The organism is Pannonibacter sp. (genome assembly GCF_051860505.1).
Taxonomy (GTDB): Bacteria; Pseudomonadota; Alphaproteobacteria; order Rhizobiales; family Stappiaceae; genus Pannonibacter.
On the sequence record NZ_JBHYDX010000034.1, the window covers coordinates 1 to 26,157 of the forward strand.

The following is a 26,157-nucleotide window of genomic DNA, read 5'->3' on the forward strand; positions in this document are numbered from 1 at the left end:
CCTCGCTCGCAGCATCATGCTGCTGTTGCGCGGAAAATCCACTTATCCCGGCTGTTCAGATTTTCGCAGCCACCTCTAAGGGCCACAAGCAAAGCCTGATCGAGGAATTACTGCCTTGGAAATTCCTGTCGCGAGACCGCTGAAGATCACGCCGTCGCAGGCAGGAAACTTATAGTCAGGCGTGCCGCCACACCTTGATCGCAGAGATCACGAGGATCAACGCGAGACCTGGAAGCAGCACACCACTCGGGACAATTCCCAGGAGCTGTCCGCCGATGAATGCGCCAAGGATCGACCCGCCGGCCATGACAGCTAAGAACATCCGGTTGCTTCTGATAACGGCAAAACTCTGATCGCGGCTGTAGCGGGTAAAGCCAACGATCATGGTCGGCAGGCTCACCGCCAGAGAGAGACTTCCAGCAAGCTTGATGTCCGCTCCGAACAGAAGAATGAGGGTTGGTATCAGGAGTTCGCCACCAGCGACCCCTAGCAAGGATGCGACAATGCCAATGACCAAGCCCGCGATCACGCCTGCTATGATCTGCGCAGTCCCGGTGACACGGGCCGAACCTGCTGCGATGTCGTGACCGAACACCAGCACGACCGCGATCATGAGCAGCAGAACTGCAATCACCTTGTAAAGCGTCTCGGACTTCAATCGCGTTGCCCAGCCCGCGCCAAGCCAGGCACCAGCCAGGCTCCCGGCCAATAGGTTGACGATGATCGGCCAGTGCGCCGCAATCTGGTCAAAGGGGACAGTCGCCGCTCGAAATGGCAGAGCGAAAGCGACTACGACAAGGCTCATGGCTTTGTTGAGGATTACGGCTTCCAACGCGGCGAAGCCGAACGGGCCGATCAGCAGAGGCAATCGGAACTCAGCGCCGCCAAGACCGATCAGCCCACCGAGAGTGCCGATTGCAGCTCCGCCAAAAAATGCTGCGGGCCGATTGCTGGAGAGGTTCTTTGAGGTTGGATCAGCCATGGCGCTATGTTCTCAACGATATCGCGTGGCATGACCTATGACCCGGAAGCCTGGCGTCTACAAGTGCAACTTAGCGAGCCGGGGCAGTACCTTTATCCTCACTCAAGTGGTGGGGGAATATCCAGGTGGGGTCCGCACACCTGTTACTTTGGTCTGCGCCAACTAGTTCCCCTTGCCGCCGGCGAGGTAGGCGCTGTGCAGGATGTCGGGGCGGGCGGAGAGGTCGGCGGCGGTGCCGGAGAAGACCAGGTTGCCGCGCTCCATCACCATGGCCTGACGCGATAAGGAAAGGGCGAGGGTGGTGAACTGCTCGATCAGCAACACGCCTGTGCCCTTCGCGGCAATCTCGGTCAGGGTGCCGGAGAGGCGCTTGACGATGGCCGGGGCAAGGCCCAGCGAGAGTTCGTCGATGAGCAGGAAGCGCGGCCTGGCGATGAGGGCCTGACCCATGGCGACCATCTGCTTCTGGCCGCCGGAGAGCGAGCCGCCGCGCACCTCCAGCCGCTGCACCAGCTCGGGGAAGAGGGCGAGCACCTCCTCGATGGCGCTGGAGAGGGCCGCTGGCGTCAGCATCGAGCCGGCGGCGCGCAGGTTGTCGATGACGGTGAGGCTGGTCAGTACCCGGTGGCCTTCGGGCACGATGGCGATGCCGGCGCGGCGGACGCTGTCGGGGGAGCGGCCGTCGATGCGCTCTCCGTCCAGCAGGATGCGGCCGCCGGTGAGCGGCAGGACCCCGGCCATGGCGCCGACGAGGCTGGACTTGCCGGCGCCGTTGGCTCCGACGAGGGCGGTGATCTCGCCGGCTGCGATGGTGAGGTCAATGCCATGCAGCACGCGCTTGCCGCCGCGATGGAGAACGAGGCCGGAGACGTCGATGGTGCTCATGGCTCAGGCAGCTCCGAGATAGGCGCGGTGGACGACGGGGTCATCGAGGACGGTGCGGGTGGGGCCGAGGGCGAGGCGCTTTCCGAAATCCAGCACCAGCGTCTCGCCGCAGGTGGCGGAAATCAGGTCGACGTCGTGGTCGATCAGCAGCACCGTGGCGCCGAAGGCCTTGGGAATGCCGAGGATGCACTGGCGCAGGCGCAGCGCCTCGGCCTCGTCGAGACCGGCGCCGGGCTCGTCCATCAGGATGAGACGCGGACCGCCGACCAGGGCGCGGGCGATCTCGACCATGCGCCGCTCATAGAGATTGAGCGCCGCCCCCATCACCTGGGCGCGGGGGCCGAGGCCGGTGAAGGCCAGCGCCCGTTCGACATCATCGCCGATGGTTGCGCCCTTGAGGCCGATGTGGTCGGCCAGCGCAAGGACATTGTCCCAGGCGGACAGGTCATCGGCGACCTGCTCGGTCTGGAACGTGCGGCGCAGCCCGGCCTGGACACGGCGCGTCGGCGACAGCGGCAGGAGATCACGGCCGTCCAGCTCGATGGAGCCGGTAACGGGGGTGATGAAACCCGAGAACACGTTGAGCAGCGTGGTCTTGCCGGCACCGTTGGGGCCGACGAGGCCGATGATCGGCTGGGTCAGTTCCGCCGAGAGGCCGTCCAGCGGGCGCACCGCGCCGAACTGGACCGTGAGATTTTCGATGCGGATCATGGGCGTCTTTCCCCGGTCTCGGCGGCCAGCTTGTCGGAGGCCGGAGCTTCCTTTTGCGCTGGCGATGGGGTGCTTTCGCTGGCGATCAGGCCGGTCAGCCATTGGCCAAGGCCTGCAATTTGGCCGGCGATCCCTGTCGGGGCGGTGACAAGGGCGTGCAGCAGCGCAGCGCCGAAGATGACCATGGCGAGATAGCCATCAACGCCGTGGTCCGTCAGCAGGGACGGGACGGCGCGCAGGAGCAGTCCGGCGATGACGGCACCGAACCAGTTGTAGGCCCCGCCGACCACGGTGAGGGCGAAGAGATTGAGCGATTCGGCTGCCGAGAAGGCGCGGCCGTCGAGCTGGCCGACGCCGGCAGCCAGCACACCGCCGGCAAGACCGGCCAGGAAGCCAGCCAGCGCGAAGGCCCAGGCCTTGTAGAGCAGCAGGTTGACGCCGGCTGACAGGGCCGTGGTCTCGCCAGCGCGGATCATGGCCCAGGAGCGGCCGGGCTTTGTCCGCCGGTGCAGTTCGATGAGCATCAGCCCGAGGGCCAGCACGCCGACCGCGTAAAGGAAATAGGCCTCATTGCCGGTGGCGAGCAGGGGGCGTGGCAGCATCAGGCGTTGGCTGGCATCGGCGCGGCCGAAAAACCCCGAACCGCCGTCTGGAAAGCCGAAGGCATTGATGATGACCTGGAAGCCGCCGGCCAGCATCAGCGTGACCAGAGCGAGATAGAGCCCCTTGAGACGCAGCGCTGGCAGGCCGCAGAGCACGCCGACAAGTGATGCCGCGATGCCGCCCGAGAGCAGCGACAGCTCGAACGGCCAGCCGAAGGCAAAACCGGTGCGCAGCGTCACCCAGCCGCCGACGCCGATCAGGCTGAACTGGCACAGGGAGACCAGCCCGAGCTGGCCGTAGAGAAGCGCGACGCCGGCAGCAGCAAGGGCAATAGCCGCAGCGGAGGTGAGGGTCGAGATCCAGTAGGCGTTGGCGGCGAGCGAGACGAGCACAGCGCCGGCCATCAGCAGCAGCGGAATGGTGACGAGGGTGCGGTATCGGCCAAGGCCAGGACGTTCGACGGTCAGATGGGCCGGCTCGCCGGAGAGGGAAGGAGAAGTCATCGGCGGTCCATGGTCAGGAGGCTGGCGCGCATGGTGGCGACGGCCACGAGCGCGATGACGAAGGGAGCGGCGGTGCGATAGGGCGCGATGGCCGGCACGGCGGTCAGGCACGCTTCGGTGACACCGATGGCGATGCCGGCGATGGCGGTGGCCGGAAGCGAGCGGAGCTGGCCCAGAATGGCGGCGGCAATGGCAGGCACGACCAGGAAGGTCAGCTGCATGCCTTGCAGGCGGACGAGATTGGCCAGCAGCAACCCGCAGATGCCGGCAAAGACGCCGGAAATGCCCCAGGCAAAGGCTTCGAGCTGGACCACGCGGATGCCGAGAATGGCGCTGAGGTCACGGTCGTCGGCGAGCGAACGCAGGTAGAGGCCAACACGGGTGCGGGCGAGCAGCAGGGTGATGGCAGCGACCATGGCAAGCGCGAGGGTCAGCGCGATGATGCGCGTCATGTTGAGGCGCGCGCCGAAAATCGTGAAGAACGTCTTGTCGGTCGGCAGGTTGAGCCGGCGCGGTACCTCGCCCCAGAACCAGCCGATGAACCCCAAAAGCACAAGCGCAAAGCCAAGGGTGCCAACGGAGCGCACAACGGGGTCGCGGAAGGCCAGACGCGGCGCGATGAGAAGGCCATAGGCATAGGACCCCGCGGCAGCGACCACAATGGCAGCGAGCCAGGCCAGTGCGTCGGCATGGCCGAGTTCGATCAGGTTCCAGGCGACGAAGGCGCCGAGGGCACCGAGGGCCCCAAAGGCAAAGTTGATGACGCCGGTTGCCCGGTAGAGAACCACGAGGCCGACACCCGACAGGGCATAGACCGCCCCGATGCCGAGACCCGACACGACGAAGGCAAGGAGGATGGACATGCAAAAGCCGACCACGTTTCAGGATAAAAAGCGCCCGGGCAAACCGTGGTTCGCCCGGGCAGGGGAGGAGTGGGTTCAGCGAAGCGTGGCTTCGAAGGCGCGGATGTCGGTGAGTTCCGGATCATTGACCGCAGCGCATTCGGAGACGGTCTTCCACTTGCCGTTGTCGGTGATGGCATTGCGCAGGGTGTTGTTGGCGTTGTGGCGCGACAGCTCGGCGCCGTAGTACCAGGGGGCGCAAAGGATATCGCTTTCGAAGGTCTTCACTTCGCTGAGCGCGGTGGCAACGCTGTCACGCTCGATCTTGGCCGGATCCAGCTTCAGCATGGCTTCGGTGGCAAGGCGGGCGGAGAGATAGCCAGCCTGGGCGAAGGTGTCGCGCGGAACATCCTTGCCGGCATGTGCATCCATGACGGCGCGCCAGTTCATGTTGTCCGGCGTTTCAGCGTCAAGCGGCTGGAACTCCATGTTGACGACGAACCTGCCGTTCCAGGCCTCGCCAAGCGCGCCGGGAACATCCAAGCTGTAGCCGGAGGCGGCTGAGCCGAACTTGATGGTTTCGTTGAGGCCCTGTTCTTCAGCGGCCACCAGAACCGGCAGCATGACGCCCTTGGGCAGGCTGAGGATGATCGCATCCGGGCTCATGCTGGCGGCCTGCAGCACGACCGAGGTGGCATCCGATGAGCCCGGGTCGATCAGGATGGTGGAGGATTCCGCGCCGTTCTCGTTGGCCCAGACGGTGACGCCGTCACAGGCCCAGGCGCCGACATTGGGGATATTCGGGGCGATGCAGACGAACTTCTTGGCGCCGGAGGTCTTGTTGATGTGCTCGGCAACGGCCAGCGTCGACAGGCGCGGGCCAGCGTTGAGCGGGGCATAGGTCCAGGCGGTGAAGCATTCGCGCGGCACGCCGACGCCGGCGATGGCGATGACGCCTTTCTCGGCATAGCTGTTGGCATTGGCGGCGCATTCGACGAAGCTGGAGTTGCCAACCATGGCAACGACCTTCTCGTCATCGACCAGCTTGGCGGCGAGCTGGGCAGCGATTTCCGGGCTCCACTGGTCATCGCCAATGATGTAGTTCACCGGGCGGCCATTGATGCCGCCATTGGCGTTGACGCAGTCGAAATAGGCCTTGGCGGCTTGGGCCGAGGCGCTGAAATCGTCCGGGCCGGTCTTGGAGACGATAGCGCCGATGTTGATCGGCGTGCCGGTGGCCGCCTGGCCGTTGGCAAGGCCGCACTTGGGTGCGTCAGCGGCCGAGGCAACGCCCGCGGAAAGAGCGAACACAGCGGTTGCTGCGCCTGCCAGGATCAGATGTTTCATGATGGTTTCCTCCCAGTCTGAGGACGCTGCCTGCCGGTCTGCGGCCGAGAGGTATCCCGGGGAATGCAACTGGTTTTCCGGTGCAGCATCCTGTTGACCCGATCCTAGCCGAGCCTGCGATTCCGGCCATCCCATGCCCTTGATCGGCCACGCACTCGGGCTTGACCGAGGGCGGCAAGGCGCAGAAATCCAGGCTTTGTGTTGATCCACATCAAGGCTGGCTCATTATTTAACATGTTTATTAAGTTCATTGCCGCACCAACCGGGAGGATCCGCACATGGGCAAGATTTCACTCGCCGCCAAGGTCACACACGTTCCTTCGATGTTCCTGTCGGAGTTGCCGGGGCAGCATCATGGCTGCCGTCAGTCCGCCATCGACGGGCTGATCGAGATCCGCCGCCGCTGCGAGGCGGACGGGGTGGACACGCTGGTGGTCTTCGACACCCACTGGCTGGTGAACAGCGGGTTCCACATCAACGCGTCGGCCCGCTACCAGGGCATCTACACCTCGAACGAGTTCCCGCAGTTCATCCAGAACCTCACCTATGACTATGAGGGCGCGCCGGAGCTGGGCGATGCGGTGGCGCAGATCGCAAGGGGCAAGGGCGTGCGCATCGAGGCGCATCACGTCGATACGCTGGAATTGGAATACGGCACGCTGGTGCCGCTGAAATACATCAATCCGGACCACCGGATGAAGGTGCTGTCGATCGCGGCCTGGTGCCCGTGGCACGAACTGGAGGACAGCCGCCGGATCGGCGAGGCCGTGCGTGAGGCCATCGAGGCGAGCGGCTGCAACGCAGCCGTGCTTGCCTCCGGCTCGCTGTCGCACCGCATCCACGACAACAACGAGGCCCAGGCCGGGATCCACACGATCTCGAACGAGTTCTACCGCCAGGTCGACAAGCGGGTGCTGGACCTGTGGACGCAAGGGCGGTTCGAGGAATTCACCGCGATGTTGCCGGAATATGCCCGCGCCTGCCACGGCGAGGGGCTGATGCATGACACGGCGATGCTGATGGGCCTGCTCGGCTGGGACAAATACACCGGCAAGGCCGAGATCCTGACCGACTACTTCACCTCATCGGGCACTGGACAGGTGAATGCCGTGTTCCCGATGGCGGCATAAGGCCGAGGTCAGGCCTGGCGGGCGGTGCTGCCGCGCGCCATGACCTGATAGCCGAGGTCAACGGTTTCCACCGGATTGTCCGGGTTCCGCAGGGCGGCGATGAGCATATCCATCGCCGTCTTGCCCATTTCCTGCCGGAAGGTGCGGACACTGGAAATGGAGGGATTGGCGGCCGCCATCATTTCTAGGTCGTTGAAGCCGCAGATCCCCATAGCCTGCGGCACGTCGATGCCGCGGCGCTGGCATTCGAACAGGGCGCCGAGCGCAAGGTCGTCATTGTTGCAGAGAACCGCGTCCGTTTCCGGTGCGCGGGCAAGGAGGTCTGCCATCAGGAGGCCTCCCAGCGTCACGCTGGACGGCTTTGGCGTGGTGACAATCCGCTCGTCGCTGAGGCAGCCGGCCCGGCGGGTGACATCACGGAACCCTTCAAGGCGGCGCTGGGTCCGCGGATCAAGCCGCGCTGCGAGAAATCCGGGGCGGACATAGCCGGCCTCGATGAGGTGCCGTGTCGCGGCCCGGGCGGCGTCCAGATGCGAAAAGCCGACCATCATGTCGAGCGGATCCGGACCGGTCTCCATGATCTGGACCATCCGGCAGGACGCGCGCCTGAGCAGCGCCAGTGTTTCGCTGGACTGGTCGATGCCCGAGAGGATGAGGCCGGCCGGGCGCTGCGACAGGAAGGTCCGGACGAGGCGTTCTTCTTCCAGCGGCGAATAGCGCGAATTGCCGAGCTGGATCTGCCACTCGGTTCCCTCTGCCGCCTTGTAGACCCCTGACAACACATCCGAAAAGACGTTGTTGGTGACGGACGGCACAATGAAGCCGATGACATTGGTGCGCCCTGTTGCCAGGGCGCTGGCTGCAGGATCGGGCACGTAGCCGAGCTTGTCGATGGCCGCCCTGACCTTGTCCCGCGCCTTTGCCGACACCTTGTCCGGTTCCCGCAGGACGCGGGAAACAGTCATAGCGCTAACACCGGCTTCCTTGGCGACGTCGCTGATTTTTATCTGCAAAAAATATAGCTTTCTCAGGTGGTTGGGCACGCGGTCCGATCTTGAGTGAAGTGTAGCAGGAAAAATGCATTTGACAAATGTTAGCGCTAACATATGCTGATCTCGAACAGGGTAGCAGGCCAGCGGCGAGAAAGATGACGAGAGCGACAGTTCAGGTGGTCGTCGTGATGGGGGTTTGCGGTGCCGGCAAGAGCCGGGTCGCGGCCGACCTGGCGCAGGCGCTGGGCGGCGCATTCGTCGAGGCCGACAGCTTTCATTCCGAGGCCAGCAAGCAGCGGATGCAGCGCGGCGAGGCCCTGACCGATGCGGACAGGCTGCCGTGGCTGCTGCGGGTGGCGCAGGCGGCGCAGGACGCGCGTTCAACCGGCCCTGAGCCGGTCGTGGTGGCCTGCTCGGCCTTGAAACGCAACTACCGGGATTTGCTGCGCGGGGAGTTGGGCGAGGTGCTGTTCGTGCATCTGACCGGCACGTTGGCCCTGATCCGAGAGCGCCTCGAACAGCGCCAGGGCCACTTCGTTGGCGAGGCGCTGCTCGACAGCCAGCTGGCGACGCTCGAGCCGCTGGAACGGGACGAGGCGGGGATGACCGTCGATGTTTCAAATCCGGTCCGGACAATCGTCCAGGCCGTGATGGATGTGCTGCCGGGGGGAGATCCGGCGGCAACGCATGGCGCAGCCGGTCAGGTGCTCTGACGCGGAGGCGCAACTGGAATTGCAATCAAACGGGAGGATACCATGTTGAAGTTCGCAAGCAGTCTGGCCGCCAGCGCAATCGTGGCGGCATCCTTGATCACGTCGGCCGGAGCGGCTGACTTCAGCTTCAAGTTCCAGTCGTCCGACCCGGCCGGCAATCCGAACTTCGTCCTGCAGCAGGGATGGGCGGCAAGCGTCAAGCAGAAGACCAATGGCCGCGTCGATATTGAGCTGCTGCCTGTGGAATCTCTGGTGGCGCACAATGAAACCCAGGACGCGGTCTCGGCTGGTATTCTCGACGGTCATGTGACCGATACGTCCTATTTCTCGGGCAAGGATCCTGCTTTCGGCCTGATCGCCAACCCGGTCGGCGCCTGGTCCGATCCGGCGCAGATGTTCGACTTCATGGCGAATGGCGGTGGCAAGGAGCTGATGAACGAGATCCTCGAACCCTATGGCCTGCATTTCATCGGCGCGACGACCCCGGGTCTGGAAGCGCTGGTGGCGCGGGTGCCGATCCGGGGCGTTGCCGATCTGAAGGGGGTCAAGATGCGGGCGCCGGAAGGCCTCGTGCAGCAGGTGTTTGCGGCAGCTGGTGCAGCTCCGGTCAACCTGCCGGGCTCCGAGGTGTTCACCAGCCTCGACAAGCGTGTGATCGACGCGGCTGACTATACCGTGTTCTCCACCAACCAGGCCCAGGGCCTCAACGACATCGCCACGTTCCCGGTCTATCCGGGCTTCCACTCCATGCCGCTCGTCGAGATTTCGATGAACAAGCAGTCCTGGGATGCCCTGCCGGACGACCTGAAGGCCGCACTTGAGGAAAGCGTCGTGGAGTTCGCGACGGCTCAGGTTGCCGCGTTGGCGGAAAAAGATCTGGCAGCGGTGAAGGCAGCGCAGGACGGCGGCAAGATCACCGTGATCGACTGGGCCGCCGAGGAGCGGGCGAAGTTCCGGGCGATCGCGATGGGCGAATGGGCCAAGGTTGCCGAACGGTCCGATAACGCCAAGAAGGTCTATGACACGCTGACCACTTACCTGAAGGAAAAGGGCCTGATGTGATCCGGGCCAAATAGGATTGACCGAAGACCGGGCCATGATCGCCCGGTCTTCATCAGGGAGGATGCGGCTTGTCTGAAGATCCAAACAAACAAACAGAGCCCCGCGATCACGCCGCCATCCCTGAAGCAGGGCTGCTTGGCCGGGTGATCGACAAGGGAGCAATCATTTTCGCCATTGGTATCGTTCTGGCGATGGCGATCCTGATCAACGAGGTTTTCCTGCGTTATGTGCTGAATGCGCCGACGATCTGGGCGCATGAGCTGACGATCTTTCTGTGTGGTATCGCCTTTCTCTATGGCGGTCTGTTGTGCACGGCGCGGGACCGGCACATCCGGGTCGTGCTGCTGTATGACATGGTGCCCAAGTCCGTCCGGCGCTATCTGGACGTGGTCATTTCCCTGGTCAGTGCCGCTGCAAGCCTGATGTTTGCATGGGCGGCCTGGCTAATGGTGTCCCGGGCGGCTTTCCGGCCCGACGGGACCATCCGGCTGGAGCGCTCGGGCAGCGCCTGGGATCCAGCCTTTCCCGGCCTGCTGAAGATCTTCCTTCTTGTCATCATGGCTGTCATGGCCCTGCAGTTTGCCATTCTTGCCCTGAATTACCTGCGAGGCCGCCGCTGATGGAACTCTTCGGCTCATTCCAGTCGCTCGGCATCGAGGCCGGGACGCTGGTCATGTTCATCGCCCTGATCGGGCTGCTGATCACTGGCATGCCGCTTGCCTTCGTCACGCTGCTTGTTGCGTTGATTTTCGCACTTGGATGGTTCGGCCCGATGGCCGTGCCACTGATCACAAGCCGCGTCTACTCCTTCGTGTCGTCCTTCGTCTTTGTCTCCGTGCCGATGTTCGTGCTAATGGCGGCAATCCTCGACCGCTCCGGCATTGCCCGCGATCTGTTCGATGCCATGCGCTTGCTGGGGGGGCGGATACGGGGCGGGATCGCTGTCCAGACCATTTTCGTGGCCGTGATCCTGGCGGCGATGAGCGGGATCATCGGCGGGGAGGTAGTGCTGCTCGGACTTGTGGCGCTGCCTCAGATGCTGCGTCTGGGCTATGACAAGCATCTTGCCATCGGTGTGGTTTGCGCCGGCGGCGCGCTGGGGACCATGATCCCGCCGTCGATCGTGCTGATCATCTACGGACTGGCGGCTAATGTGTCCGTGGGGGAGCTGTTTACGGCCTCGTTCTTTCCCGGGCTGATGCTGGCGGCATTCTACGTTGGCTATGTCCTGATCCGGGCCTACCTCAATCCGAGCATTGCGCCGATCCCCGACGAGACGCCGGTTCCGCTGGCGAAAAAAATGCGTCTGCTCAAGGGCTTGTTCCTGCCCCTGCTCGTCGTGGTCTTCGTTCTGGGCTCGATCTATGGCGGCATCGCAAGTGTCACGGAGGCCTCGGCCGTCGGCGTGCTCGGTGTGCTAATCTCGACTGTATTGCGCGGCGAGTTCAGCTTCGGCCTGTTGAAGGGTGCCGCCATGCAGACGCTTCAGACGGTCGGCATGATTGTCTGGATCGGCATTGGCGCCAGCGCGTTGATCGGCGTGTTCAACATGATGGGGGGGATCAAGTTCGTCTCCAGCCTTCTCGCCGGCGCTTCGGACGATCCGCTGGTGATCCTGCTGCTGATGATGCTGATCCTGTTCGTGCTGGGCATGTTCCTGGACTGGGTGGGCATTGCGCTGCTGACCCTGCCGATCTTCGTGCCGATCATCATCCAGCTTGGCTATGACCCGGTGTGGTTCGGCGTGCTGTTCTGCATGAACATGCAGGTGTCGTTCCTGTCGCCGCCGTTCGGGCCGGCCGCCTTCTACCTGAAAAGCGTTGCCCCGCCGGACATTACGCTGGCGACCATCTTCCGCTCCCTGCTTCCCTTTATTGGATTGCAGATGCTGGCGGTGGCGATGCTGATCATTTTCCCCGGCATCACCGGTCGCTGACGGGAAGGCCGTAGCAGGAGGCCACGCAAAAAGGCCGGAGCGGTGGGACGCTCCGGCCTTTTTCGCATTGCCGTGCTGCACTCAGCTCATGCACTCGGCGACGCGAAGCGTGTCGGTGAACTGCTCGAAGCGGACAACCTTGCCGCTTTCCACGTCCCAGACATGGGTGACGCGGGCGTGGAACGGCTTGCCGGTGGCCTTGCAGGTGCCGGTGTAGTCGCCGATGCCGACGACCGAGGAACCGGCGTCGAGCAGGCGTTCGAGGCGGAAGCTGTAGCCGTCGAACTCGGCGCCGAGCCGCATGAAGACTTCGCGGATGATTGCCTCGCGGCCCACATGGGTGCCACGGCAGGGGAAGCCATCCATTTCGGTCCAGGCGGCATCAGGGGCAAGATCGGCCACCATGCCTTCAAGATCGCCCCGGTCGGAGGCGGCATAGTGGTCCTTGATGATCTGATAGGGTGTGCGCATGGGTCTTTCTCGGTGTTCGCTCAGACCGGGGCTTCGCCCGGGCGGTAGAGGGTCATGGAGGCCTTGGAGATGTGTGCGCCGGCCTTGTTGTTGGCGAGCTTGCCGTCGCCGGTGATGCCGAGGAACTTGCCCGTCGAGCGCAGGGTGGCGAAGTTGTAGAAGAACACCGAGGCGACCGGGATCTTGAACTCGCGGAAGGTGAAGACGTACTGGTCTTCGGCGAACTTGAAGGTGGTGGTCAGGTCCACGTCGCCATGGCCGCGCTGCACGCCCTTCAGGCACTGCCAGCAATAGCGCTGCGACGACAGGTAGGTGTGCTCGTAGACGTGGTTGGGGCTGTAGGTGAAATGAGCGCGCAGGCCGATAAGGTCGCGCGTTTCAGCCGGCACGAGGCCGGTGGCCGGCTGGCCGTCGTCGATGACGCCGACACGGAAGATCTGGGAGACCTGCGGCTCACCAACGGTTTCCTCCGGCTTGCGCACGACGCAGCGCACCGACAGGACGCGGCGGGTGACGAGGTTGAGGATCAGCGTCTCGGCCTCGGTCGGCAGGGCGGCGAAGGCGATGTCGATGAAATAGGTGTTCTCGGCCACTTCCACCACATCGGCGGCCTCGGCGCCGGCCAGGGTGCCCTCGCGCCAGGCGAGCGTGTCGCCGTCAGTGAAGGCGAGGTCAAGCCGGCGGCCATCGTCGAAGGCGACGGCGAAGGACTTGCCCTTGAGGGCCTCACTGGCCGGCAGGCGGTTGGTGTCGATGCCGAAGGCGAACTGGTCGTAGGTCTTCCAGTCCTTTGGGGTCTGCTGTGCGGTCATTCTATCCTCCCGGTTAAGTTAGCTCACAAAGGCCAGCGTCGGCAGATCCACGGTGGATGCCCCGCCGTCCACGGTGACGATTGCGCCATTGACCATCGATGCCTCGGGGCTGGCGAGGAAACAGACCACGTTGGAGACTTCCTCCGGCGTGGCCGGACGGTTGATGGGCACGTCGCGGGTGACGAGCGCATAGGCCTCGGCCGGACCGCTGAGACCGTCGCGGTCAATAAGCACCTGCATCTGTTCGTCGGCCATGGCGGTGCTGACCCAGCCCGGGCAGACGGTGTTGGTGCGCACGCCCTTGCGGCCATAGTCACGCGCCAACGACTTGGCGAGGCCGATGCAGCCATGCTTCATCGTGACGTAGCCAATGGCGTCGGGACCCGAGAACAGCCCGGCGATGGACGAGACAACGACAATCGCCCCCTTGGCCTCGATAAGGGCCGGCAGGCAGGCACGGGCACTCACAAAGGCGGTGTCGAGATTGGAGCGGGTGGCCAGCGCCCAGGTCTCGTCGCTCATGGAGACAGTGGGGCCAACGCCGTGGCCACCGGCATTGGCGATGAGCAGGTCGAGGCTGCCATGGGCTTCAAGCGTCGCGGCAACGGCCTTGGCCATGGCGGCACCATCGGCGGCATCGGCGGCGATCACCAGCGCGCCGGTTTCCTCCGCCACTGCCATCAGCGGCTCCTTGCGGCGGCCGACGAGGACGACCTTGCCGCCCTCCGATGAAATGCGGCGCGCGACGGCCGCGCCGATGCCGGTTCCGCCGCCGGTGATGAGGGCGGTCTTGCCTGAAAAACGCATCTGAAGAAATCCTCCCGATTGGATGACGACAAGCATCGGGGAGGGCGCGGCTCCTGTCTCGCCCACCGGGGAACCGGCGATTGACTGGCGATGAACAGGTTGCGAAACCGGGATCACCCGGTTTCTATAGTTGAAATCACGGCAGGAATGATGCTCCAGCGAGAAGCAGCGCCGTGACGACAAGCGTCAGGGGAATGCGCAGGCGCGGATACCAGGCCGGCACCTCGGACAAGCGCGCGGCACGCAGATCCACCGCCAGCATGGCGAGGAAACCACCGGCAAGAACCGGCAGCGCGAGCCCATGCGGCAGCAGGAGCGCCAGCCAGCCGACGAGCGAGGGAAGCACGCTGAGGCCGAGCCGGAGCGTCAGGCCGGGCTGGGACGGGCCAGTCACGGCGGCGCCCCAGTGGACACCGCCGAGGAACGACAGGATCACCGCGCCATAGGCGGCAAGGGCCGTTGCCGCAAGACCGGGACTGACCAGCGTCAGCCCGGCCGACGGGGCAACCAGAACAAGGACAGCCGCCGCGAAGGGCATGACGCCGGCTGCGCCAAGCCAGACGACCGGCGCGGGAACTGTCGTAAAGGAAGGCTCGGTCGTCATGGGCGGGGACCTGGGGGTGGGGGCAGGGACACGGCATCACCGCCGCAGGCGCAGGCATCGCCCCCGGCAGCTTGGTTGCGGCGGTAGCGGGCAAGAAATCGGGCACGGAGCGGAAGGAACAGGCGGTAGGCCAGTTCGCCAAGGGCGGTGACCGGAGGAAACGAGGCCAGCCGGCCAAAAAGGGCGAAGCCCGGCAGCGCGCGCCAGAGTTCGGCAAAGCCTGCTGCACCGGACACCAGCGTGCCATCGGGACGGCGGACATGGAACCGGGCGAGTGCGGCGGCCCGGTCAAGATCCGGCGGCATGTCGGGCGTCGCCGCCACATCGACCCAGGCGATGGCATCCGCACCCCGGCACCGCTGGTAGTAGCCGATCTCGCGCGAGCACAGCGGGCAGGCGCCATCGAAATAGACTGTGAGAGCAGGGCCTGGGCTCACCAGACGATCTCCTTGCCTTCGGCGTCATGGAAACTGCCGCTGTGCTGGCCATGCAGCGCATCGACGACAGCGAGCAGCCTTGCTGCAGCCTCTTCCGCCGGACGGACGGTGAGACCCGCCTTGGCGAAGGGATCCGACAGGCGGCTGGCGACCGTGCCTGGATGCAGCACGACGCAGGCGGCCTCAGGACGCTTGCGCGCCAGTTCGATGGCCGCCGAATGCACCAGCTGGTTCAGGGCCGCCTTGGCGGCGCGGTAGCTGTACCAGCCACCAAGATGATTGTCGCCAATGCTGCCGACCCGGGCGGACAGGGTGGCAAAGACGGATTTTCCATCGCCGGCCAGCAGGGGCAGCAGATGCTTCATCAAGAGGGCCGGGCCGATGGCATTGATGGCAAAGGATCGGGCCATCGCAGCTGGATCGAGCGTGCGCCAGGATTTTTCGGGCTGGATGTCCCCGTCATGCAGCATGCCGGTGGCGTTGAAGACCAGGCGGAGAGGTTGTCCAGTTGCCGCAATATGGGCAGCGGCCTTGGCGATCGAGGCTTCGTCGGTAAGGTCGAGGAAACCCTCGCCGGAAGTGCTGCGGGCAAATCGCAAAACGCGGGCAAAGCGGCCGCTGGCCTCGGCCTGGCGGGCGACTTCAGAGCCTATGGCGCCGCTTGCCCCGATGATGACTGCAAGACCACCGTCCGGGAACGAGGTAAGCGCAGGACTGGAGCGGGTGAGGTCGAGAGGCATGGTCGGGTCCGGGCTGGTCATGCTCGTCTTACGCAGGTGAGCCCGTGCCGGTTCAGACCCCTTCCAGGTGCTGCCCTGCGATATCGGGGCATGAAGGGGATTGATTATCACTGTGAACTGGTGCAGCCATTGGTTACCGGCGCAACAGACGCCATTTGGGAGGACATCATGTTTGCAAAAGCCAAGATCAAGTTTGAGGCGCTCGACCTGCCGGATCGGGTCAGCATGCCGGACGAGGCAATGGAAAGCGCCGCGCGGGCGTTCTACGAGCATGTCAGGAAGCGGCATACGGTGCGTGACTTCTCGGACCGGCCCGTGCCGCGCAAGGTGATCGAGGACTGTGTCCGTGCTGCCGGCACCGCACCGTCGGGGGCGAACCACCAGCCCTGGCACTTCGTGGCGATTGCCAACCCGGACTTCAAGCACCAGATCCGGCTCGCCGCCGAGGAGGAGGAGAAGGCATTCTACGCCGGCGGCGCGGGAGACGAATGGCTTCAGGCGCTGGAGCCAATCGGCACGACGGCCGACAAGCCACACCTCGACATTGCGCCATGGCTGATCGTGGTGTTCGCGCAGCGCTGGGGCCATTTCGATGATGGCACGCGCTTCAAGAACTACTACGTGCCGGAAAGCGTCGGCATCGCCTGCGGCTTCCTGCTGACGGCGCTGCACACGGCGGGGCTGGTGGCGCTGACGCATACGCCGAACCCGATGAAATTTCTGAACGGGATGCTGGGCCGGCCGGAGTCCGAAAAGCCGATCATGATCATTGCAGTCGGCCACCCGGCTGAGGATGCCAAGGTGCCGGCGGTGGCCAAGCTGAAGAAGCCGCTGGAGGAAATCCTGACCGTGGCGGAGTAGGTGGCGGGGACGGTAGCATCCGCACAGCGGTCATCCCCGCCTTGTGCGGGGATCCACTGTTTCGGCTTTGGCCCGCTTGCACGCTGCGAGTTTTTTCCCGCCCGATGGATCCCCGCACAAGGCGGGGATGACCTACGGGGAGGGCCGCGCTCAGACGTCGCGCTAGATGGCGGGCGAGTTGCCCGGATCAGAACAGATCCGGGCTGAGATAGGTCGCGATGCCGCCGTTGCGGTGGGCCGTGGCGTCGGGCTCGGGCAGCTCGCCGGCACGGGCACGGGTCAGGACCTTCACCAGGCTTTCGGCCACGATCTCGGCATCGCCTTCATGGAGATTGCAGGGATCAAGCTGGATCCAGCCGAGTTCGACCTCGTGGTCACGCAGGATCACGGGAATGTCGAGCGAGGCCATCGCCTTGATGACAGCGAGCGCGCTGGCGCCGAGGGCTTTTCGGTCAATGTCGAGGCGGAGCCGGTCGAGCGGATTGCCGGTCGGATCCGGATTGCGGCGTGCCGTCACGCCAGCGAAGGGCGCAACGGCCGCCTGCCAGAGATCAAGCGCAGCCAGTTCGCGGGCAAGGATCCCGTCATGATCGCGGGTCTTCCAGGCATTGAGCGCGGCCATAACGCCCCAGATGCTTTCCTTGCCGACCTTCATGCCGCGGCCAATGCCGATGTTCTGCAGGTAGGCAGCCCGAACCAGATCGCGGCGCCCGGCGACGATGCCGGACGTCGGACCACCGAGGAACTTGTGGCCGGAGTAGATGGCGATGTCTGCACCGGTCTTGAGGAAGGTACCGAGGTCGTATTCGGACGCGCCGTCGACGATGACCGGGACGCCATGGGCATGCGCAATGGCAACGAACCGGTCCAGCGGGATCTGGCCGTATTCCACCACATGATGCGAGACGACATAAAGCGCGGCCGTGACGTCGCCGCCGGCAAGGGCATGGTCCAACTGGTGGTCCAGCGCCTGGGTCGACTGGCCGACGGGAACCGGAACGGCGCCCGTGAGGCGGATCGACTGATCGACGGCGGCACCGTAGTGGCACATGTGGCCAAGCTGAATGGCGACCCTATTCTTCATGCCGTTCGCGTCGGGTAATTGCTCCGCGCGGCCGGGATTGAGCCCGGTCATCGTGCCGGCGATGGCCAGCGAGATGCCGGCGGCGGCGGAGGCCGTGACAAAACCGGCTTCGGCTCCGGTCATCTCGGCGATCAGCTGGCTGGCCTCGCGCTGAAGCTTGTGCATGGGGACGAAGCGGGGAGCGATCTCCTGCATCGCCGCGATGGCCTCCGGCACCATGATCGAAGCCCCAAGGCTGGTCATGGTCCCATTGACATTGATCACCCGGGGTAGAACCGAGAGGTCGAGTCCCGAGCTGGAGTTGCGCCTGTCATTCATTTCGAGCATGATCCCGCTATCTTGGAATAGATTACGTTACAAAAGAACAGATGTTCTCTAGGAGTTTTGCAGTGACCATCGATCAAACCGCCAAAGCGAGCGAGACCGACGCGAAGTCCCCGCGCAAGCGCGCCCATGGTATTGACCGTATGCTGGAGATCCTTGACACGCTGTGCGCCGAGGAGCGCGAGCTGACGTCCTATGAGATCGCCAAGCTCGTCGGCGCGCCGATCTCCACCATCTACACGCTTGTCGCCGAAATGGTCGAACGCGGCTTGCTGAGCCGCCGGGTGGGCAACACGGTCTGGCTCGGACCGCGCACGCTGCGCTATGGCATCGCCTTCGAGAAAGGCACAAACCTGCTGGCTCTGGCCCGGCAGGAGATGCACACGCTGGCGCGGCAGCTCGGCGAGACGGTACAGGTCTGCGTGCGCGACGAGGACATGATGGTGGTCGCGGCCATGGCCGATGGCATCGGGCATTTCCGCGTGACGTCGGATGTTGGCACCCGCGTGCCGCTGAACTGGACCGCGTCCGGCCGCCTCCTGGTCGGGCATCTGCCGGCAGGCGAGCGGCTGGCGGTGTTTTCTGCCTGCAACCGTCCGTCGCCGACTGCCCGGGCCGAAACTGATCCGAGCCGCCTGACGGTTCAGGCCGAGGAAGACTTCAACAACCGCCTGTCGATCCAGATCGGCCAGTCCGACTACGCGGTGGCCTGCATTGCCTCGCCGATCCGCGACGCGTCGGGGGCCTGTGTGGCGACGATCTCGGTCGTGCTGCCGGAGCAGCGGGCGAACGAGCGGCGGGATGAAATCTGCGACGCTGTCCGCGATGCTGCTGCCCTGATCGAAACGCAGGCCGGTGTCGAGCATGGCGGTCAGCGCAAGTCTCATTCCGGGTGAACCAGGAACACGGCCTCGACTTCCACGGTGATCTGCCGGGGCAGCGAGGCGACGCCGAAGGACGACCGGGCATGGCGGCCAGCCACCGGCCCGAACACCTCCATGAACAGGTCTGAACAGCCGTTGATGACGGCGGGGTGGTCGCAGAATGTGTCGATCGCGTTGACCATGCCGAGGACCTTCACGACGCGGCGGAACCGCGTCCAGCCGCCGAGTTCCGCGTGCACGGCCGAGAGGATGTTCATGCCGACAAGGCGGGCATGGGCATAGGCCTCCTCGACGCTGACGTCCCGTCCAACCTTGCCGGTGTGCAGGCTGCCATCGAGTTCGACCGGGCCCTGGCCGGAAATATAGAGCAGGTTGTCGACCAGCAGCGCATTGGCGAAGGTGCCGATCGGCGTCGGCGGTGCAAGGGGGATGCCGGTGCCGGCAAGCCGCTCGGAAATCTCGATGGGTGTAATCAGCATGAAACGGTCTCGTTGAGGCGCAGGCAGGCGGCGGCGACGGAGGCGGCCACCGGCTGCGGCGTGGGGAGGATGTGACGGCAATCGTCCATGGCCACCGGGCAGCGGGTATGGAAGACGCAGCCCGGGGGCGGATTGAGCGGGCTTGGAATGTCGCCCATGAGCATGACATCCGCGCGCGGCACGAGGGGATCGGGCACGGGCGCGGCGGCGAGCAGGGCCTTGGTGTAGGGGTGGTTCGGCGCCGCATAGATGCTGCGGCAGTCGCCTGCCTCCATCACCCGGCCGAGATAAAGCACGGCCACGTCCTCGCACAGATACTCCACCACCGACAGGTCATGGGCGATGAACAGCATCGTCAGCCCGCGCTTTTGGCGCAAGTCATTGAGCAGGTTGAGGATCTGCGCCTGGACCGACACGTCGAGCGCGGACACGGATTCATCGGCGACGATGAAGTCCGGGTCGACGGCGAGCGCCCGGGCGATGCCGATGCGCTGGCGTTGGCCGCCGGAGAATTCATGCGGGAATCGGTCGAGCTGGTCGGGGCGCAGGCCCACTTCCTCCAGCAGCGCCGCTGCGCGATCACGGCGTTCCGCCCGCGTTCGACCGATGCCATGGGCGATCAGGGCCTCGCCGATGATCTCGTGCACGCGCATGCGCGGGTTGAGACTGGAAAAGGGATCCTGGAAGACGATCTGCATGCGCTTGCGCATCGCCTTCATGTCGCGGGCATTCAGCTTGGTGATGTCGGTACCGTCGAAAAAGACTTCGCCGGAGGTCGGCTCGATCAGCCGGAGTACGCAGCGCCCGAGGGTGGTCTTGCCGGAACCGGATTCGCCGACGAGACCGAGGATCGAGCCGCGCGGAATGTCGAGGCTGACATCGGTCAAGGCCCGGACCTTGCCGCCCGGCGTGTCAAAGACCTTGGTGACATTGCGGAGCGAGAGAAGCGGAGTGGCGGTCATGCGCTTTGCCTCATCTTCCAGCAGCGGGTCATGTGGTCGGCACCAAGAGCGGCAAGGCGCGCGGGTTCACGGCAGGTCGGTTCGCTGCTGGCGCAGCGCGGCGCAAAACTGCAGCCGACAGGCAGGTCAACCGGCGAGGGCACCGAGCCGGGAATGGCCGTCAGCGGCAGGCGGGTGCCATCGGCGGCAAATCCGCGGGCAGCGCTTGGGATCGAGCCGAGGAGACCGGTGGTGTAGGGATGGCTCGGCTTGGCAAACAGGGGCCGGACAGCGCCCTGTTCGACGACCTCGCCGGCATACATCACCGCCACCTCATCGGCGACTTCGGCAACCACGCCCATGTCGTGGGTGATGAACAGGATCGACATGCCGAGATCCTTTTGCAGCCTTTGCATCAGGCGCAGGATCTGGGCCTGGATCGTCACGTCCAGTGCCGTCGTCGGCTCGTCGGCGATCAGGAGGCGCGGATTGCAGGCAAGCGCAACGGCGATCATCACACGCTGGCGCATGCCGCCGGACATGGAGTGGGGATAGTCCCACATGCGCCGGGCCGCAGCCGGGATCTCGACCAGTTCCAGCAGTTCCCGCACCCGGGTTTGCAGCGCCTGGCCCTTGAGGCCGAGGTGCAGGGTCAGCATCTCGCCGATCTGGTCCCCGACCCGCATCAGCGGATTGAGCGAACTCATCGGCTCCTGAAAGATCATCGAGATCTCGCCGCCGCGCACGCCGCGCATGGTGCGAGCGTCGGCCTTTGCAAGGTCGAGGATCTCACCCGCGCGGGTGCGGTACAGGATCGAGCCGCCGACGATCTGGCCTGGAGAGGACAGGAGACGCAGGATCGACAGCGAGGTGACCGACTTGCCGGAGCCGGACTCGCCGACCAGCGCGAGAGTCTTGCCCTCGCGCAGGGTGAAGGTGACGTCCCGAAGCGCCGGAACGGTCCGGCTCTTGAAGATGAAGGAGGTCGAGAGATTGTCGACCTTCAGGACGATGTCGGGTGAGAGGTCCGCTGTCATGTCTTCCTCCGCCGGGCCGGGTAGAGGTCGCGGCCAAGAAGCGCGTATTTCGGCTGGAACACCTGCGACAGGCGGCTGTGGTTGCCCATGCTGTCGGAGACCGGCTCGTCGGCGTCCTCGATGGTGAAGACGGTGAAGTCTGCCCGGTCGCCGAGGCCCGGCTCGCCGAGGCCCATGACGGAGCGCGGGTTGGTGGTGATGCCGGTGATGCACTGGTCGAGGGTGAGGCCGGCCATCATCAGCTTGGATACGGTGGTGGCCAGGTCATGCACCGGGCCGTCGATGTTGTTCTGGTGCAGGTCGGTCGAGATGGAGAAAGGGATCAGGCCTTCGCCGATGGCGCGCTCGGCAACGGCGAAATTGTAGGAGGCCGCGCCATGGCCGACGTCCATGCGCACGCCGGAGCCGGCGAGATCCTTGGCCATCTGCATCAGGGCGGGCGTGTCGGTGATGGAGCCGGTGCGCTTGCCGTTGAAGCAGTGGGTGACGATGTCGCCCTCGGTGAGAATGGCGAAGACCTCGTCGATCATCGGAAGCGGCTCGCCGACATGCACCATCAGCGGCAGGCCGCAGATTTCGGCAACGCGCTTGGCGATCTTGGCCGGGCCGATGCCCCAGGCGCCGGTGATGACGCCGCTGGCGCGGACCTTGATGCCGCAGATCACGTCGCGGTTCGCCTCGACGACGGCCAGCGTCCGGTCGACGTCGACGAAGCGCAGGTCAACCAGTTCCGGCACGCGGTTGCAGGCGACGATGCCGATGGAGCCGATGTTGAGGAAGGCCCTAACGGTTTCCGGCTGTTTCTCGATGACATATTCGCGCAGGCCATGGAACGCCGCCTCGCCGGAGGACCCGGCATCCGCCATTGCGGTTACGCCATGGGCAACGCCGCAATAATCGGCGCGGACGGAAATGTCGGTGCCGCCATACCAGACATGCACATGCAGGTCGGCCCAGCCCGGCGACAGATAGGCGCCGCCGAGATCGATGGTCTCGGCCCCGGCCACGGGCGCTGCCACGATCCGGCCGTTGGCGTCGATGTGGAGCGCGGCACCCGGGTTGCGGGCGAAGCCGATGGCGCGGAAGTTGGTGAGGGTACGGGCAGTCATGGTCTCAAAGGTCCTTGGAGAGGCGCGGATCGAGGGCATCGCGCAGGCCGTCACCGGCGATCTGCAGCGACAGGACGGACAGCGTGATGGCCAGGCCCGGGAAGAGGATCAGCCAGTCGGCCGTGCCAATATACTGCCGGCCGCCGTTGATCATCGAGCCCCAGGTCGGGGTGGAGGGATCGACGCCGACCCCGAGGAAGGAGAGGCCTGCCTCGGCCAGCATCGAATAGGCAAAGATGAAGGTCGCCTGCACGATCACGGGCGAGACCATGTTGCGCAGGATGTGGTGCACGAGGATGCGCCAGGTGGATGTGCCGAGCGCCCGCGCCGCTTCCACATAGGGAAGCTCGCGGATGACCAGCGTTGCCGCACGCACCACACGGGCGACACGCGGGGCATAGACGATGGACAGCGCCAGGATCAGGTTGGCAAGCGAGCCACCGAGGACCGCCACCAGCGAAATCGCCAGAAGAATGTCCGGGAAGGCCATCATGGCGTCGACCAGCCGGCTGACCGGTGCGTCGAGCTTGCGGAAGAAGCCGCCGGTGAGGCCAAGGATGATGCCGATGACCGAGGCCAGCACGGCGGTGCCGATGCCCACGATCAGCGACACGCGCCCGGCGTAGATCAGACGGGTGAAGACGTCGCGGCCGAATTCGTCCGTGCCGAACCACCACTCGGCGCTGGGCGGCTTGAGGCGGTTGCGCACGGACATCACGCCCGGATCATGCGGGGCGATGACATCGGCAAAGACGGCGGCAAACAGCACGACGGCGAGGATGGCAAGCCCGAGGGCCACCGAGCGGCGCTGGATGAGCACCTTGAAGAGACTGGGAGCAGCTACTGCCGCGGAAGCACCGGCCATGACACGCTCCTTTTCAGTATTTCACGCGGGGATCGATGGCCAGATACAGCATGTCGATCAGGAAATTGACGAAGACATAAAGCGCGGCCACGACGATCAGCGCGCCCTGGATGGTCGGATAGTCGCGCCGCAGCACCGCACCCACCACCAGCGAGCCGATGCCCGGCAGGTTGAACACCCGCTCGGTGACGACGGCGCCCGAGATCAGCAGCGCGAAGGTCAGGCCCACCACGGTGACGATCGGGATCAGCGCGTTCTTGAAGGCGTGCTTCAGGACGACGCGGGATTCGCTCATGCCCTTGGAGCGGGCGGTGCGGACGAAATCCTCCGACAGCACGTCCAGCATCGAGGCGCGGGTGAAGCGGATGATCAGCGCGGAATTGACGATGCCAAGGACGATAGCGGGCATGATCAGATAGGTCATGCGCTCAAAGAACCCGGCTTCCGGCGGACCGTAGCCGGACACAGGTAAAAGGCCAAACTTGCTGCCGAGCTGCTGCTGGATGATGAGGCCGAGCCAGAAGGAGGGCACGGAGGCGACCAGGATGGCGGTCGACAGGGTGCCCTGGTCGAACAGCGAGCCGCGTGTGTAGGCGGAGGCAATGCCGACGGGCAGGGCAATGGCGACGGCAATGAGGATCGAGAACAGCGTGAGGAACACGGTCGGTTCGGCGCGGGCGAGCAGGACATCGGCGACCGGCTGGTTGAAGAAGATCGAGGTGCCGAGGTCACCGCGCAGGACATTGGCGATGAAGCCGAAATACTGCACGACAATCGGCTGATCGAGGCCAAGCCGGCTGCGCAGCGCTGCAATGTCGGCAGCGGTGGCTTCGGGGCCGAGCATAAGAGCGGCCGGGTCACCGGGTGCAAGGCGGACAAGAACGAACACCAGCGTCAGCACGATGAAAATCACCAGTGCCATGCCGGCAAATCGCTTCAGGATGTAGTTGGCCATGGGTGGGACCTCTGGCGGTGAAGTTTGGAGTGCGGCGTGGTGATGGACCGCAGCCTCTTCGCTCCCCTCCCCCTCGTGGGGAGGGGTCGGGGGTGGGGGGCTTCACGGGAACACCGAACTTGCGCGTCATGCGGTGTGCCACCCGGGACCCGGGCGATGTAGTTTAACCGCTTGTCGTCTGCGGCCCCCCACTCCTTACCCGACCTGGGTCGAGCCAACGGTCTCGCCCCGCCTTCGGCCCCCACATGGGGGAGGGGAGCTGAGAGGCCCGTCGCAGTTGCGGGTCGTGACGACGTCGCTGGCCGGAACTGAGCCTGATCCAGCACGTCCCGCTGAACAAACAGCAGGGGCATGCCGGATGTGCTGTCAGTTGCCGAGCGTGGCGTTCCAGAAGAACGGCCACGGGGTCGGAGCGACGCCGGTGAGGCCCTGCTTCTTGCCCATCAGCGCATTGAAGCCGCCGACCTTGTAGAACGGAACCTCGGTGTAGACGAGTTTCTGCAACTCGGCGAAGGCGGCCTGGCGGGCGATCGGATCGCTTTCGCCGGTCAGACGGGCGTAGATGGCGTCGCGGTCGGCGTTGGCCCAGCCAATCGGCGAGTTTTCGCCGTAGAGGTTGGTCAGCGTCGGCTCGGGCAAGAACGGCGAGTGGGTGATGAAGATGTCCCACAGGTCCGGGTTGCCACGGCGTTCGATGAGGGTCGCCCATTCGACGACGTCGAGCTGAACGGTGAAGCCGGCCGCTTCCAGGTTGACCTTGGCAACTTCGGCCATCTTGAAGTGGAACTCGTACTGGCGCGAGGTCAGGATGCGCAGCGGCTCACCCTTGTAGCCGGCCTTGGCGAGCAGTTCCTTGGATTTTTCCGGATTGGCCTGGGCATAGAGCTCCTTGCCCTCTTCATTGTTCCACGGATACTGCTCCGGGAAAAGCGCGGCGTCGACCACGAAATACTTGTCATCACCGAAGGCCGCGAACAGCATGTCATCCGGCGACAGGGCTGCCTGGACAGCCTGGCGGATGGCAAGATCGGTGCCCAGGCCCTTGCGCATGTTGAAGGCAAAGATCGGCCAGCCGAAGGGACGCAGCAGAACCGGCTCGACGTTGGCATTGTCGGCAAGGCGGGCGTAGGCTTCGGTCGGAAGGCTGTCGGCAAAGGCGAACTGGCCCGAGACAAGCCCCTCGACGCGGGTGTTGGCATCAGGCACCGGCACGAAGCGGATTTCGTCCAGGGTCTGCATGCGGGCGCCGGAGCTGCCGCTGGCCGGCTCGGAGCGCGACTTGAAGCCGTCGAACTTGCCAAGCTGGATGTAGCGGTCCGGTGCATGTTCGATCAGCTTGTACGGTCCGGTGCCGACGGTGGCCGACAGCTTCTCGCCCAGGATCTCCTGCGGCACCACGATGGCGGCAGAGTTGGAGAAGGCGAGCAGCGACAGGAGCGGCGAATAGGGCTTGTTGAGCTTGATGACGACAACGCTCGGGCCTTCGGCCTCGATGCTGTCGATCATGCCGGCGACAGACTTGCCGCGCGCGGCGACGCTGGTCCAGCGCTTCAGCGAATCCACCACGTCGGCGCTGTCCATGGCCGATCCGTCGTGGAAGGTGATGCCTTCGCGCAGCGGGATCTTGTAGGTCTTGCCATCCTCGGAAATGAACGGCAGAGCCTCTGCCAGAAGCGGCGCAACGTCCCAGTTTTCATCGAACGTATAGAGCGTTTCGTAGAAGTGCTGGGTGACGATGCTGACCACGTCGGCCGTGGACATCATCGGATCAAGGGTGGGCGGTTCGCCGATGATGGCGACATCCAGCGTGCCGGCGGCAAAGCCAAGGGCCGTGGAGCCAAGGAAGGCGGCGAGAGTGAACGAAGCAAGGCGGCCGGAGCGGCCGGACAGGATCCGGGTCATGTCATTCTCCTGGAAGGTTTATTCGTTATAAGAGAATATATGTTGTTGCAGTGAAATGCTGGCAGTGACCGGCGGTGCTGTCAAGCGGCTGACGGACGTGGATCGTCCTGTTTCGAATGTGAACGGGCTTGGCTTGAGC

General features: G+C 64.8%; 28 protein-coding genes. 7 read left to right on the forward strand and 21 right to left on the reverse strand.

Annotated features, from left to right (window positions below; all coding sequences use genetic code 11):
* Positions 1 to 175 precede the first annotated feature (175 nt).
* From ACTIFE_RS19050 to ACTIFE_RS19075, 6 genes are all read right to left on the reverse strand, one after another.
* Positions 176 to 982: a sulfite exporter TauE/SafE family protein gene (locus tag ACTIFE_RS19050; RefSeq protein WP_439530721.1), complete on the reverse strand. Its 807-nt coding sequence runs from the start codon at positions 980 to 982 to the stop codon at positions 176 to 178.
* 162 nt (positions 983 to 1,144) lie between these two features.
* Complete coding sequence (locus tag ACTIFE_RS19055) at positions 1,145 to 1,867, reverse strand: ABC transporter ATP-binding protein (protein ID WP_439530722.1); 723 nt, start codon at positions 1,865 to 1,867, stop codon at positions 1,145 to 1,147.
* A 3-nt stretch (positions 1,868 to 1,870) separates the two neighbouring features.
* Positions 1,871 to 2,578, reverse strand: a complete 708-nt coding sequence (locus ACTIFE_RS19060; RefSeq protein WP_106751762.1) for an ABC transporter ATP-binding protein — start codon at positions 2,576 to 2,578, stop codon at positions 1,871 to 1,873.
* Complete coding sequence (locus tag ACTIFE_RS19065) at positions 2,575 to 3,684, reverse strand: branched-chain amino acid ABC transporter permease (protein WP_439530723.1); 1,110 nt, start codon at positions 3,682 to 3,684, stop codon at positions 2,575 to 2,577. The genes ACTIFE_RS19060 and ACTIFE_RS19065 overlap by 4 nt, the downstream gene beginning before the upstream one ends.
* Positions 3,681 to 4,547, reverse strand: a complete 867-nt coding sequence (locus tag ACTIFE_RS19070) for a branched-chain amino acid ABC transporter permease (protein ID WP_439530724.1) — start codon at positions 4,545 to 4,547, stop codon at positions 3,681 to 3,683. Before ACTIFE_RS19070 ends, ACTIFE_RS19065 begins: the two co-directional genes overlap by 4 nt.
* A gap of 75 nt (positions 4,548 to 4,622) precedes the next feature.
* Positions 4,623 to 5,873, reverse strand: coding sequence for an ABC transporter substrate-binding protein (locus ACTIFE_RS19075; protein WP_439530725.1), 1,251 nt, complete (start codon positions 5,871 to 5,873; stop codon positions 4,623 to 4,625).
* A gap of 278 nt (positions 5,874 to 6,151) precedes the next feature.
* Here ACTIFE_RS19075 and hpaD point away from each other — a divergent pair, with 278 nt between their 5' ends.
* Complete coding sequence (hpaD, locus tag ACTIFE_RS19080; RefSeq protein WP_439530726.1) at positions 6,152 to 7,003, forward strand: 3,4-dihydroxyphenylacetate 2,3-dioxygenase; 852 nt, start codon at positions 6,152 to 6,154, stop codon at positions 7,001 to 7,003.
* Positions 7,004 to 7,011: 8 nt separating this feature from the next.
* Here hpaD and ACTIFE_RS19085 read toward each other — a convergent pair whose 3' ends face one another.
* Positions 7,012 to 8,046: a LacI family DNA-binding transcriptional regulator gene (locus ACTIFE_RS19085; protein ID WP_439530727.1), complete on the reverse strand. Its 1,035-nt coding sequence runs from the start codon at positions 8,044 to 8,046 to the stop codon at positions 7,012 to 7,014.
* 104 nt (positions 8,047 to 8,150) lie between these two features.
* On the opposite strand from ACTIFE_RS19085, the gene ACTIFE_RS19090 reads away from it, so the two are divergent.
* From ACTIFE_RS19090 to ACTIFE_RS19105, 4 genes are all read left to right on the forward strand, one after another.
* Positions 8,151 to 8,708 carry a gluconokinase gene (locus ACTIFE_RS19090; protein ID WP_439530728.1) on the forward strand — a complete coding sequence of 186 codons (558 nt, stop codon included), beginning with the start codon at positions 8,151 to 8,153 and terminating at the stop codon, positions 8,706 to 8,708.
* A gap of 42 nt (positions 8,709 to 8,750) precedes the next feature.
* Entirely contained in the window at positions 8,751 to 9,770 is a 1,020-nt protein-coding gene (locus tag ACTIFE_RS19095) for a TRAP transporter substrate-binding protein (protein ID WP_439530729.1), read from the forward strand.
* 68 nt (positions 9,771 to 9,838) lie between these two features.
* Positions 9,839 to 10,390, forward strand: coding sequence for a TRAP transporter small permease subunit (locus ACTIFE_RS19100; RefSeq protein WP_439530730.1), 552 nt, complete (start codon positions 9,839 to 9,841; stop codon positions 10,388 to 10,390).
* Positions 10,390 to 11,706, forward strand: coding sequence for a TRAP transporter large permease (locus tag ACTIFE_RS19105; protein ID WP_439530731.1), 1,317 nt, complete (start codon positions 10,390 to 10,392; stop codon positions 11,704 to 11,706). The genes ACTIFE_RS19100 and ACTIFE_RS19105 overlap by 1 nt, the downstream gene beginning before the upstream one ends.
* Before the next feature lie 81 nt (positions 11,707 to 11,787).
* Here ACTIFE_RS19105 and ACTIFE_RS19110 read toward each other — a convergent pair whose 3' ends face one another.
* From ACTIFE_RS19110 to ACTIFE_RS19135, 6 genes are all read right to left on the reverse strand, one after another.
* Positions 11,788 to 12,177, reverse strand: a complete 390-nt coding sequence (locus ACTIFE_RS19110) for a nuclear transport factor 2 family protein (RefSeq protein ID WP_439530732.1) — start codon at positions 12,175 to 12,177, stop codon at positions 11,788 to 11,790.
* A 20-nt stretch (positions 12,178 to 12,197) separates the two neighbouring features.
* A complete protein-coding gene (locus ACTIFE_RS19115) occupies positions 12,198 to 12,989 on the reverse strand; it encodes a MoaF C-terminal domain-containing protein (protein ID WP_439530733.1) in 792 nt (263 codons plus the stop codon).
* 18 nt (positions 12,990 to 13,007) lie between these two features.
* Positions 13,008 to 13,796 carry an SDR family NAD(P)-dependent oxidoreductase gene (locus ACTIFE_RS19120; protein WP_268140403.1) on the reverse strand — a complete coding sequence of 263 codons (789 nt, stop codon included), beginning with the start codon at positions 13,794 to 13,796 and terminating at the stop codon, positions 13,008 to 13,010.
* Between the two features lie 136 nt (positions 13,797 to 13,932).
* The gene (locus ACTIFE_RS19125; RefSeq protein WP_439530734.1) at positions 13,933 to 14,400 is read right to left on the reverse strand and encodes a DUF3429 domain-containing protein; all 468 of its coding nucleotides are present in this window, start codon (positions 14,398 to 14,400) and stop codon (positions 13,933 to 13,935) included.
* Positions 14,397 to 14,837 (reverse strand): thiol-disulfide oxidoreductase DCC family protein, encoded by a 441-nt coding sequence (locus tag ACTIFE_RS19130; protein WP_439530735.1) that lies wholly within the window; start codon positions 14,835 to 14,837, stop codon positions 14,397 to 14,399. The genes ACTIFE_RS19125 and ACTIFE_RS19130 overlap by 4 nt, the downstream gene beginning before the upstream one ends.
* On the reverse strand, positions 14,834 to 15,598 hold the full coding sequence (locus ACTIFE_RS19135; RefSeq protein ID WP_439530736.1) for an SDR family NAD(P)-dependent oxidoreductase: 765 nt from the start codon (positions 15,596 to 15,598) through the stop codon (positions 14,834 to 14,836). The genes ACTIFE_RS19130 and ACTIFE_RS19135 overlap by 4 nt, the downstream gene beginning before the upstream one ends.
* A gap of 147 nt (positions 15,599 to 15,745) precedes the next feature.
* Between ACTIFE_RS19135 and ACTIFE_RS19140 the strand changes: the two genes are divergently transcribed.
* Positions 15,746 to 16,438, forward strand: coding sequence for a nitroreductase family protein (locus tag ACTIFE_RS19140; protein ID WP_439530737.1), 693 nt, complete (start codon positions 15,746 to 15,748; stop codon positions 16,436 to 16,438).
* Between the two features lie 187 nt (positions 16,439 to 16,625).
* On the opposite strand, the gene ACTIFE_RS19145 is transcribed toward ACTIFE_RS19140, so the two are convergent.
* Positions 16,626 to 17,840, reverse strand: a complete 1,215-nt coding sequence (locus ACTIFE_RS19145; RefSeq protein WP_439530762.1) for an aminotransferase class V-fold PLP-dependent enzyme — start codon at positions 17,838 to 17,840, stop codon at positions 16,626 to 16,628.
* A 50-nt stretch (positions 17,841 to 17,890) separates the two neighbouring features.
* Between ACTIFE_RS19145 and ACTIFE_RS19150 the strand changes: the two genes are divergently transcribed.
* Positions 17,891 to 18,742, forward strand: coding sequence for an IclR family transcriptional regulator (locus ACTIFE_RS19150; RefSeq protein ID WP_439530738.1), 852 nt, complete (start codon positions 17,891 to 17,893; stop codon positions 18,740 to 18,742).
* Here the strand turns inward: ACTIFE_RS19150 and ACTIFE_RS19155 are convergent.
* The 7 genes from ACTIFE_RS19155 to ACTIFE_RS19185 all read right to left on the reverse strand — a co-directional run bounded on the left by ACTIFE_RS19155 (position 18,730) and on the right by ACTIFE_RS19185 (position 26,018).
* Complete coding sequence (locus ACTIFE_RS19155; protein ID WP_439530739.1) at positions 18,730 to 19,209, reverse strand: RidA family protein; 480 nt, start codon at positions 19,207 to 19,209, stop codon at positions 18,730 to 18,732. The two genes, ACTIFE_RS19150 and ACTIFE_RS19155, sit on opposite strands and share 13 nt — an antisense overlap.
* Entirely contained in the window at positions 19,203 to 20,171 is a 969-nt protein-coding gene (locus ACTIFE_RS19160) for an ABC transporter ATP-binding protein (RefSeq protein ID WP_439530740.1), read from the reverse strand. Before ACTIFE_RS19160 ends, ACTIFE_RS19155 begins: the two co-directional genes overlap by 7 nt.
* Positions 20,168 to 21,187 (reverse strand): ABC transporter ATP-binding protein, encoded by a 1,020-nt coding sequence (locus ACTIFE_RS19165; protein ID WP_439530741.1) that lies wholly within the window; start codon positions 21,185 to 21,187, stop codon positions 20,168 to 20,170. The genes ACTIFE_RS19160 and ACTIFE_RS19165 overlap by 4 nt, the downstream gene beginning before the upstream one ends.
* On the reverse strand, positions 21,184 to 22,296 hold the full coding sequence (locus ACTIFE_RS19170) for an amidohydrolase family protein (RefSeq protein ID WP_439530742.1): 1,113 nt from the start codon (positions 22,294 to 22,296) through the stop codon (positions 21,184 to 21,186). Before ACTIFE_RS19170 ends, ACTIFE_RS19165 begins: the two co-directional genes overlap by 4 nt.
* 4 nt (positions 22,297 to 22,300) lie before the next feature.
* Positions 22,301 to 23,161 carry an ABC transporter permease gene (locus ACTIFE_RS19175; protein ID WP_439530743.1) on the reverse strand — a complete coding sequence of 287 codons (861 nt, stop codon included), beginning with the start codon at positions 23,159 to 23,161 and terminating at the stop codon, positions 22,301 to 22,303.
* 13 nt (positions 23,162 to 23,174) lie between these two features.
* Complete coding sequence (locus ACTIFE_RS19180; RefSeq protein ID WP_439530744.1) at positions 23,175 to 24,116, reverse strand: ABC transporter permease; 942 nt, start codon at positions 24,114 to 24,116, stop codon at positions 23,175 to 23,177.
* 366 nt (positions 24,117 to 24,482) lie between these two features.
* Positions 24,483 to 26,018, reverse strand: a complete 1,536-nt coding sequence (locus tag ACTIFE_RS19185; RefSeq protein WP_439530745.1) for an ABC transporter substrate-binding protein — start codon at positions 26,016 to 26,018, stop codon at positions 24,483 to 24,485.
* Positions 26,019 to 26,157: the final 139 nt, after the last annotated feature.

Bases quoted from the DNA above. Each gene is read 5' to 3' on its own strand.
- ACTIFE_RS19150 (WP_439530738.1), top strand. From the start codon at position 17,891: ATGTTCTCTAGGAGTTTTGCAGTGACCATCGATCAAACCGCCAAAGCG.
- ACTIFE_RS19070 (WP_439530724.1), bottom strand. From the start codon at position 4,547: ATGTCCATCCTCCTTGCCTTCGTCGTGTCGGGTCTCGGCATCGGGGCG.
- ACTIFE_RS19155 (WP_439530739.1), bottom strand. From the start codon at position 19,209: ATGCTGATTACACCCATCGAGATTTCCGAGCGGCTTGCCGGCACCGGC.
- ACTIFE_RS19170 (WP_439530742.1), bottom strand. From the start codon at position 22,296: ATGACTGCCCGTACCCTCACCAACTTCCGCGCCATCGGCTTCGCCCGC.
- hpaD (WP_439530726.1), top strand. From the start codon at position 6,152: ATGGGCAAGATTTCACTCGCCGCCAAGGTCACACACGTTCCTTCGATG.
- ACTIFE_RS19185 (WP_439530745.1), bottom strand. From the start codon at position 26,018: ATGACCCGGATCCTGTCCGGCCGCTCCGGCCGCCTTGCTTCGTTCACT.
- ACTIFE_RS19115 (WP_439530733.1), bottom strand. From the start codon at position 12,989: ATGACCGCACAGCAGACCCCAAAGGACTGGAAGACCTACGACCAGTTC.
- ACTIFE_RS19165 (WP_439530741.1), bottom strand. From the start codon at position 21,187: ATGACAGCGGACCTCTCACCCGACATCGTCCTGAAGGTCGACAATCTC.
- ACTIFE_RS19120 (WP_268140403.1), bottom strand. From the start codon at position 13,796: ATGCGTTTTTCAGGCAAGACCGCCCTCATCACCGGCGGCGGAACCGGC.
- ACTIFE_RS19140 (WP_439530737.1), top strand. From the start codon at position 15,746: ATGTTTGCAAAAGCCAAGATCAAGTTTGAGGCGCTCGACCTGCCGGAT.
- ACTIFE_RS19055 (WP_439530722.1), bottom strand. From the start codon at position 1,867: ATGAGCACCATCGACGTCTCCGGCCTCGTTCTCCATCGCGGCGGCAAG.
- ACTIFE_RS19065 (WP_439530723.1), bottom strand. From the start codon at position 3,684: ATGACTTCTCCTTCCCTCTCCGGCGAGCCGGCCCATCTGACCGTCGAA.
- ACTIFE_RS19145 (WP_439530762.1), bottom strand. From the start codon at position 17,840: ATGAATGACAGGCGCAACTCCAGCTCGGGACTCGACCTCTCGGTTCTA.
- ACTIFE_RS19125 (WP_439530734.1), bottom strand. From the start codon at position 14,400: ATGACGACCGAGCCTTCCTTTACGACAGTTCCCGCGCCGGTCGTCTGG.
- ACTIFE_RS19090 (WP_439530728.1), top strand. From the start codon at position 8,151: ATGACGAGAGCGACAGTTCAGGTGGTCGTCGTGATGGGGGTTTGCGGT.
- ACTIFE_RS19060 (WP_106751762.1), bottom strand. From the start codon at position 2,578: ATGATCCGCATCGAAAATCTCACGGTCCAGTTCGGCGCGGTGCGCCCG.
- ACTIFE_RS19050 (WP_439530721.1), bottom strand. From the start codon at position 982: ATGGCTGATCCAACCTCAAAGAACCTCTCCAGCAATCGGCCCGCAGCA.
- ACTIFE_RS19180 (WP_439530744.1), bottom strand. From the start codon at position 24,116: ATGGCCAACTACATCCTGAAGCGATTTGCCGGCATGGCACTGGTGATT.
- ACTIFE_RS19105 (WP_439530731.1), top strand. From the start codon at position 10,390: ATGGAACTCTTCGGCTCATTCCAGTCGCTCGGCATCGAGGCCGGGACG.
- ACTIFE_RS19095 (WP_439530729.1), top strand. From the start codon at position 8,751: ATGTTGAAGTTCGCAAGCAGTCTGGCCGCCAGCGCAATCGTGGCGGCA.
- ACTIFE_RS19175 (WP_439530743.1), bottom strand. From the start codon at position 23,161: ATGGCCGGTGCTTCCGCGGCAGTAGCTGCTCCCAGTCTCTTCAAGGTG.
- ACTIFE_RS19160 (WP_439530740.1), bottom strand. From the start codon at position 20,171: ATGACCGCCACTCCGCTTCTCTCGCTCCGCAATGTCACCAAGGTCTTT.
- ACTIFE_RS19075 (WP_439530725.1), bottom strand. From the start codon at position 5,873: ATGAAACATCTGATCCTGGCAGGCGCAGCAACCGCTGTGTTCGCTCTT.
- ACTIFE_RS19110 (WP_439530732.1), bottom strand. From the start codon at position 12,177: ATGCGCACACCCTATCAGATCATCAAGGACCACTATGCCGCCTCCGAC.
- ACTIFE_RS19135 (WP_439530736.1), bottom strand. From the start codon at position 15,598: ATGACCAGCCCGGACCCGACCATGCCTCTCGACCTCACCCGCTCCAGT.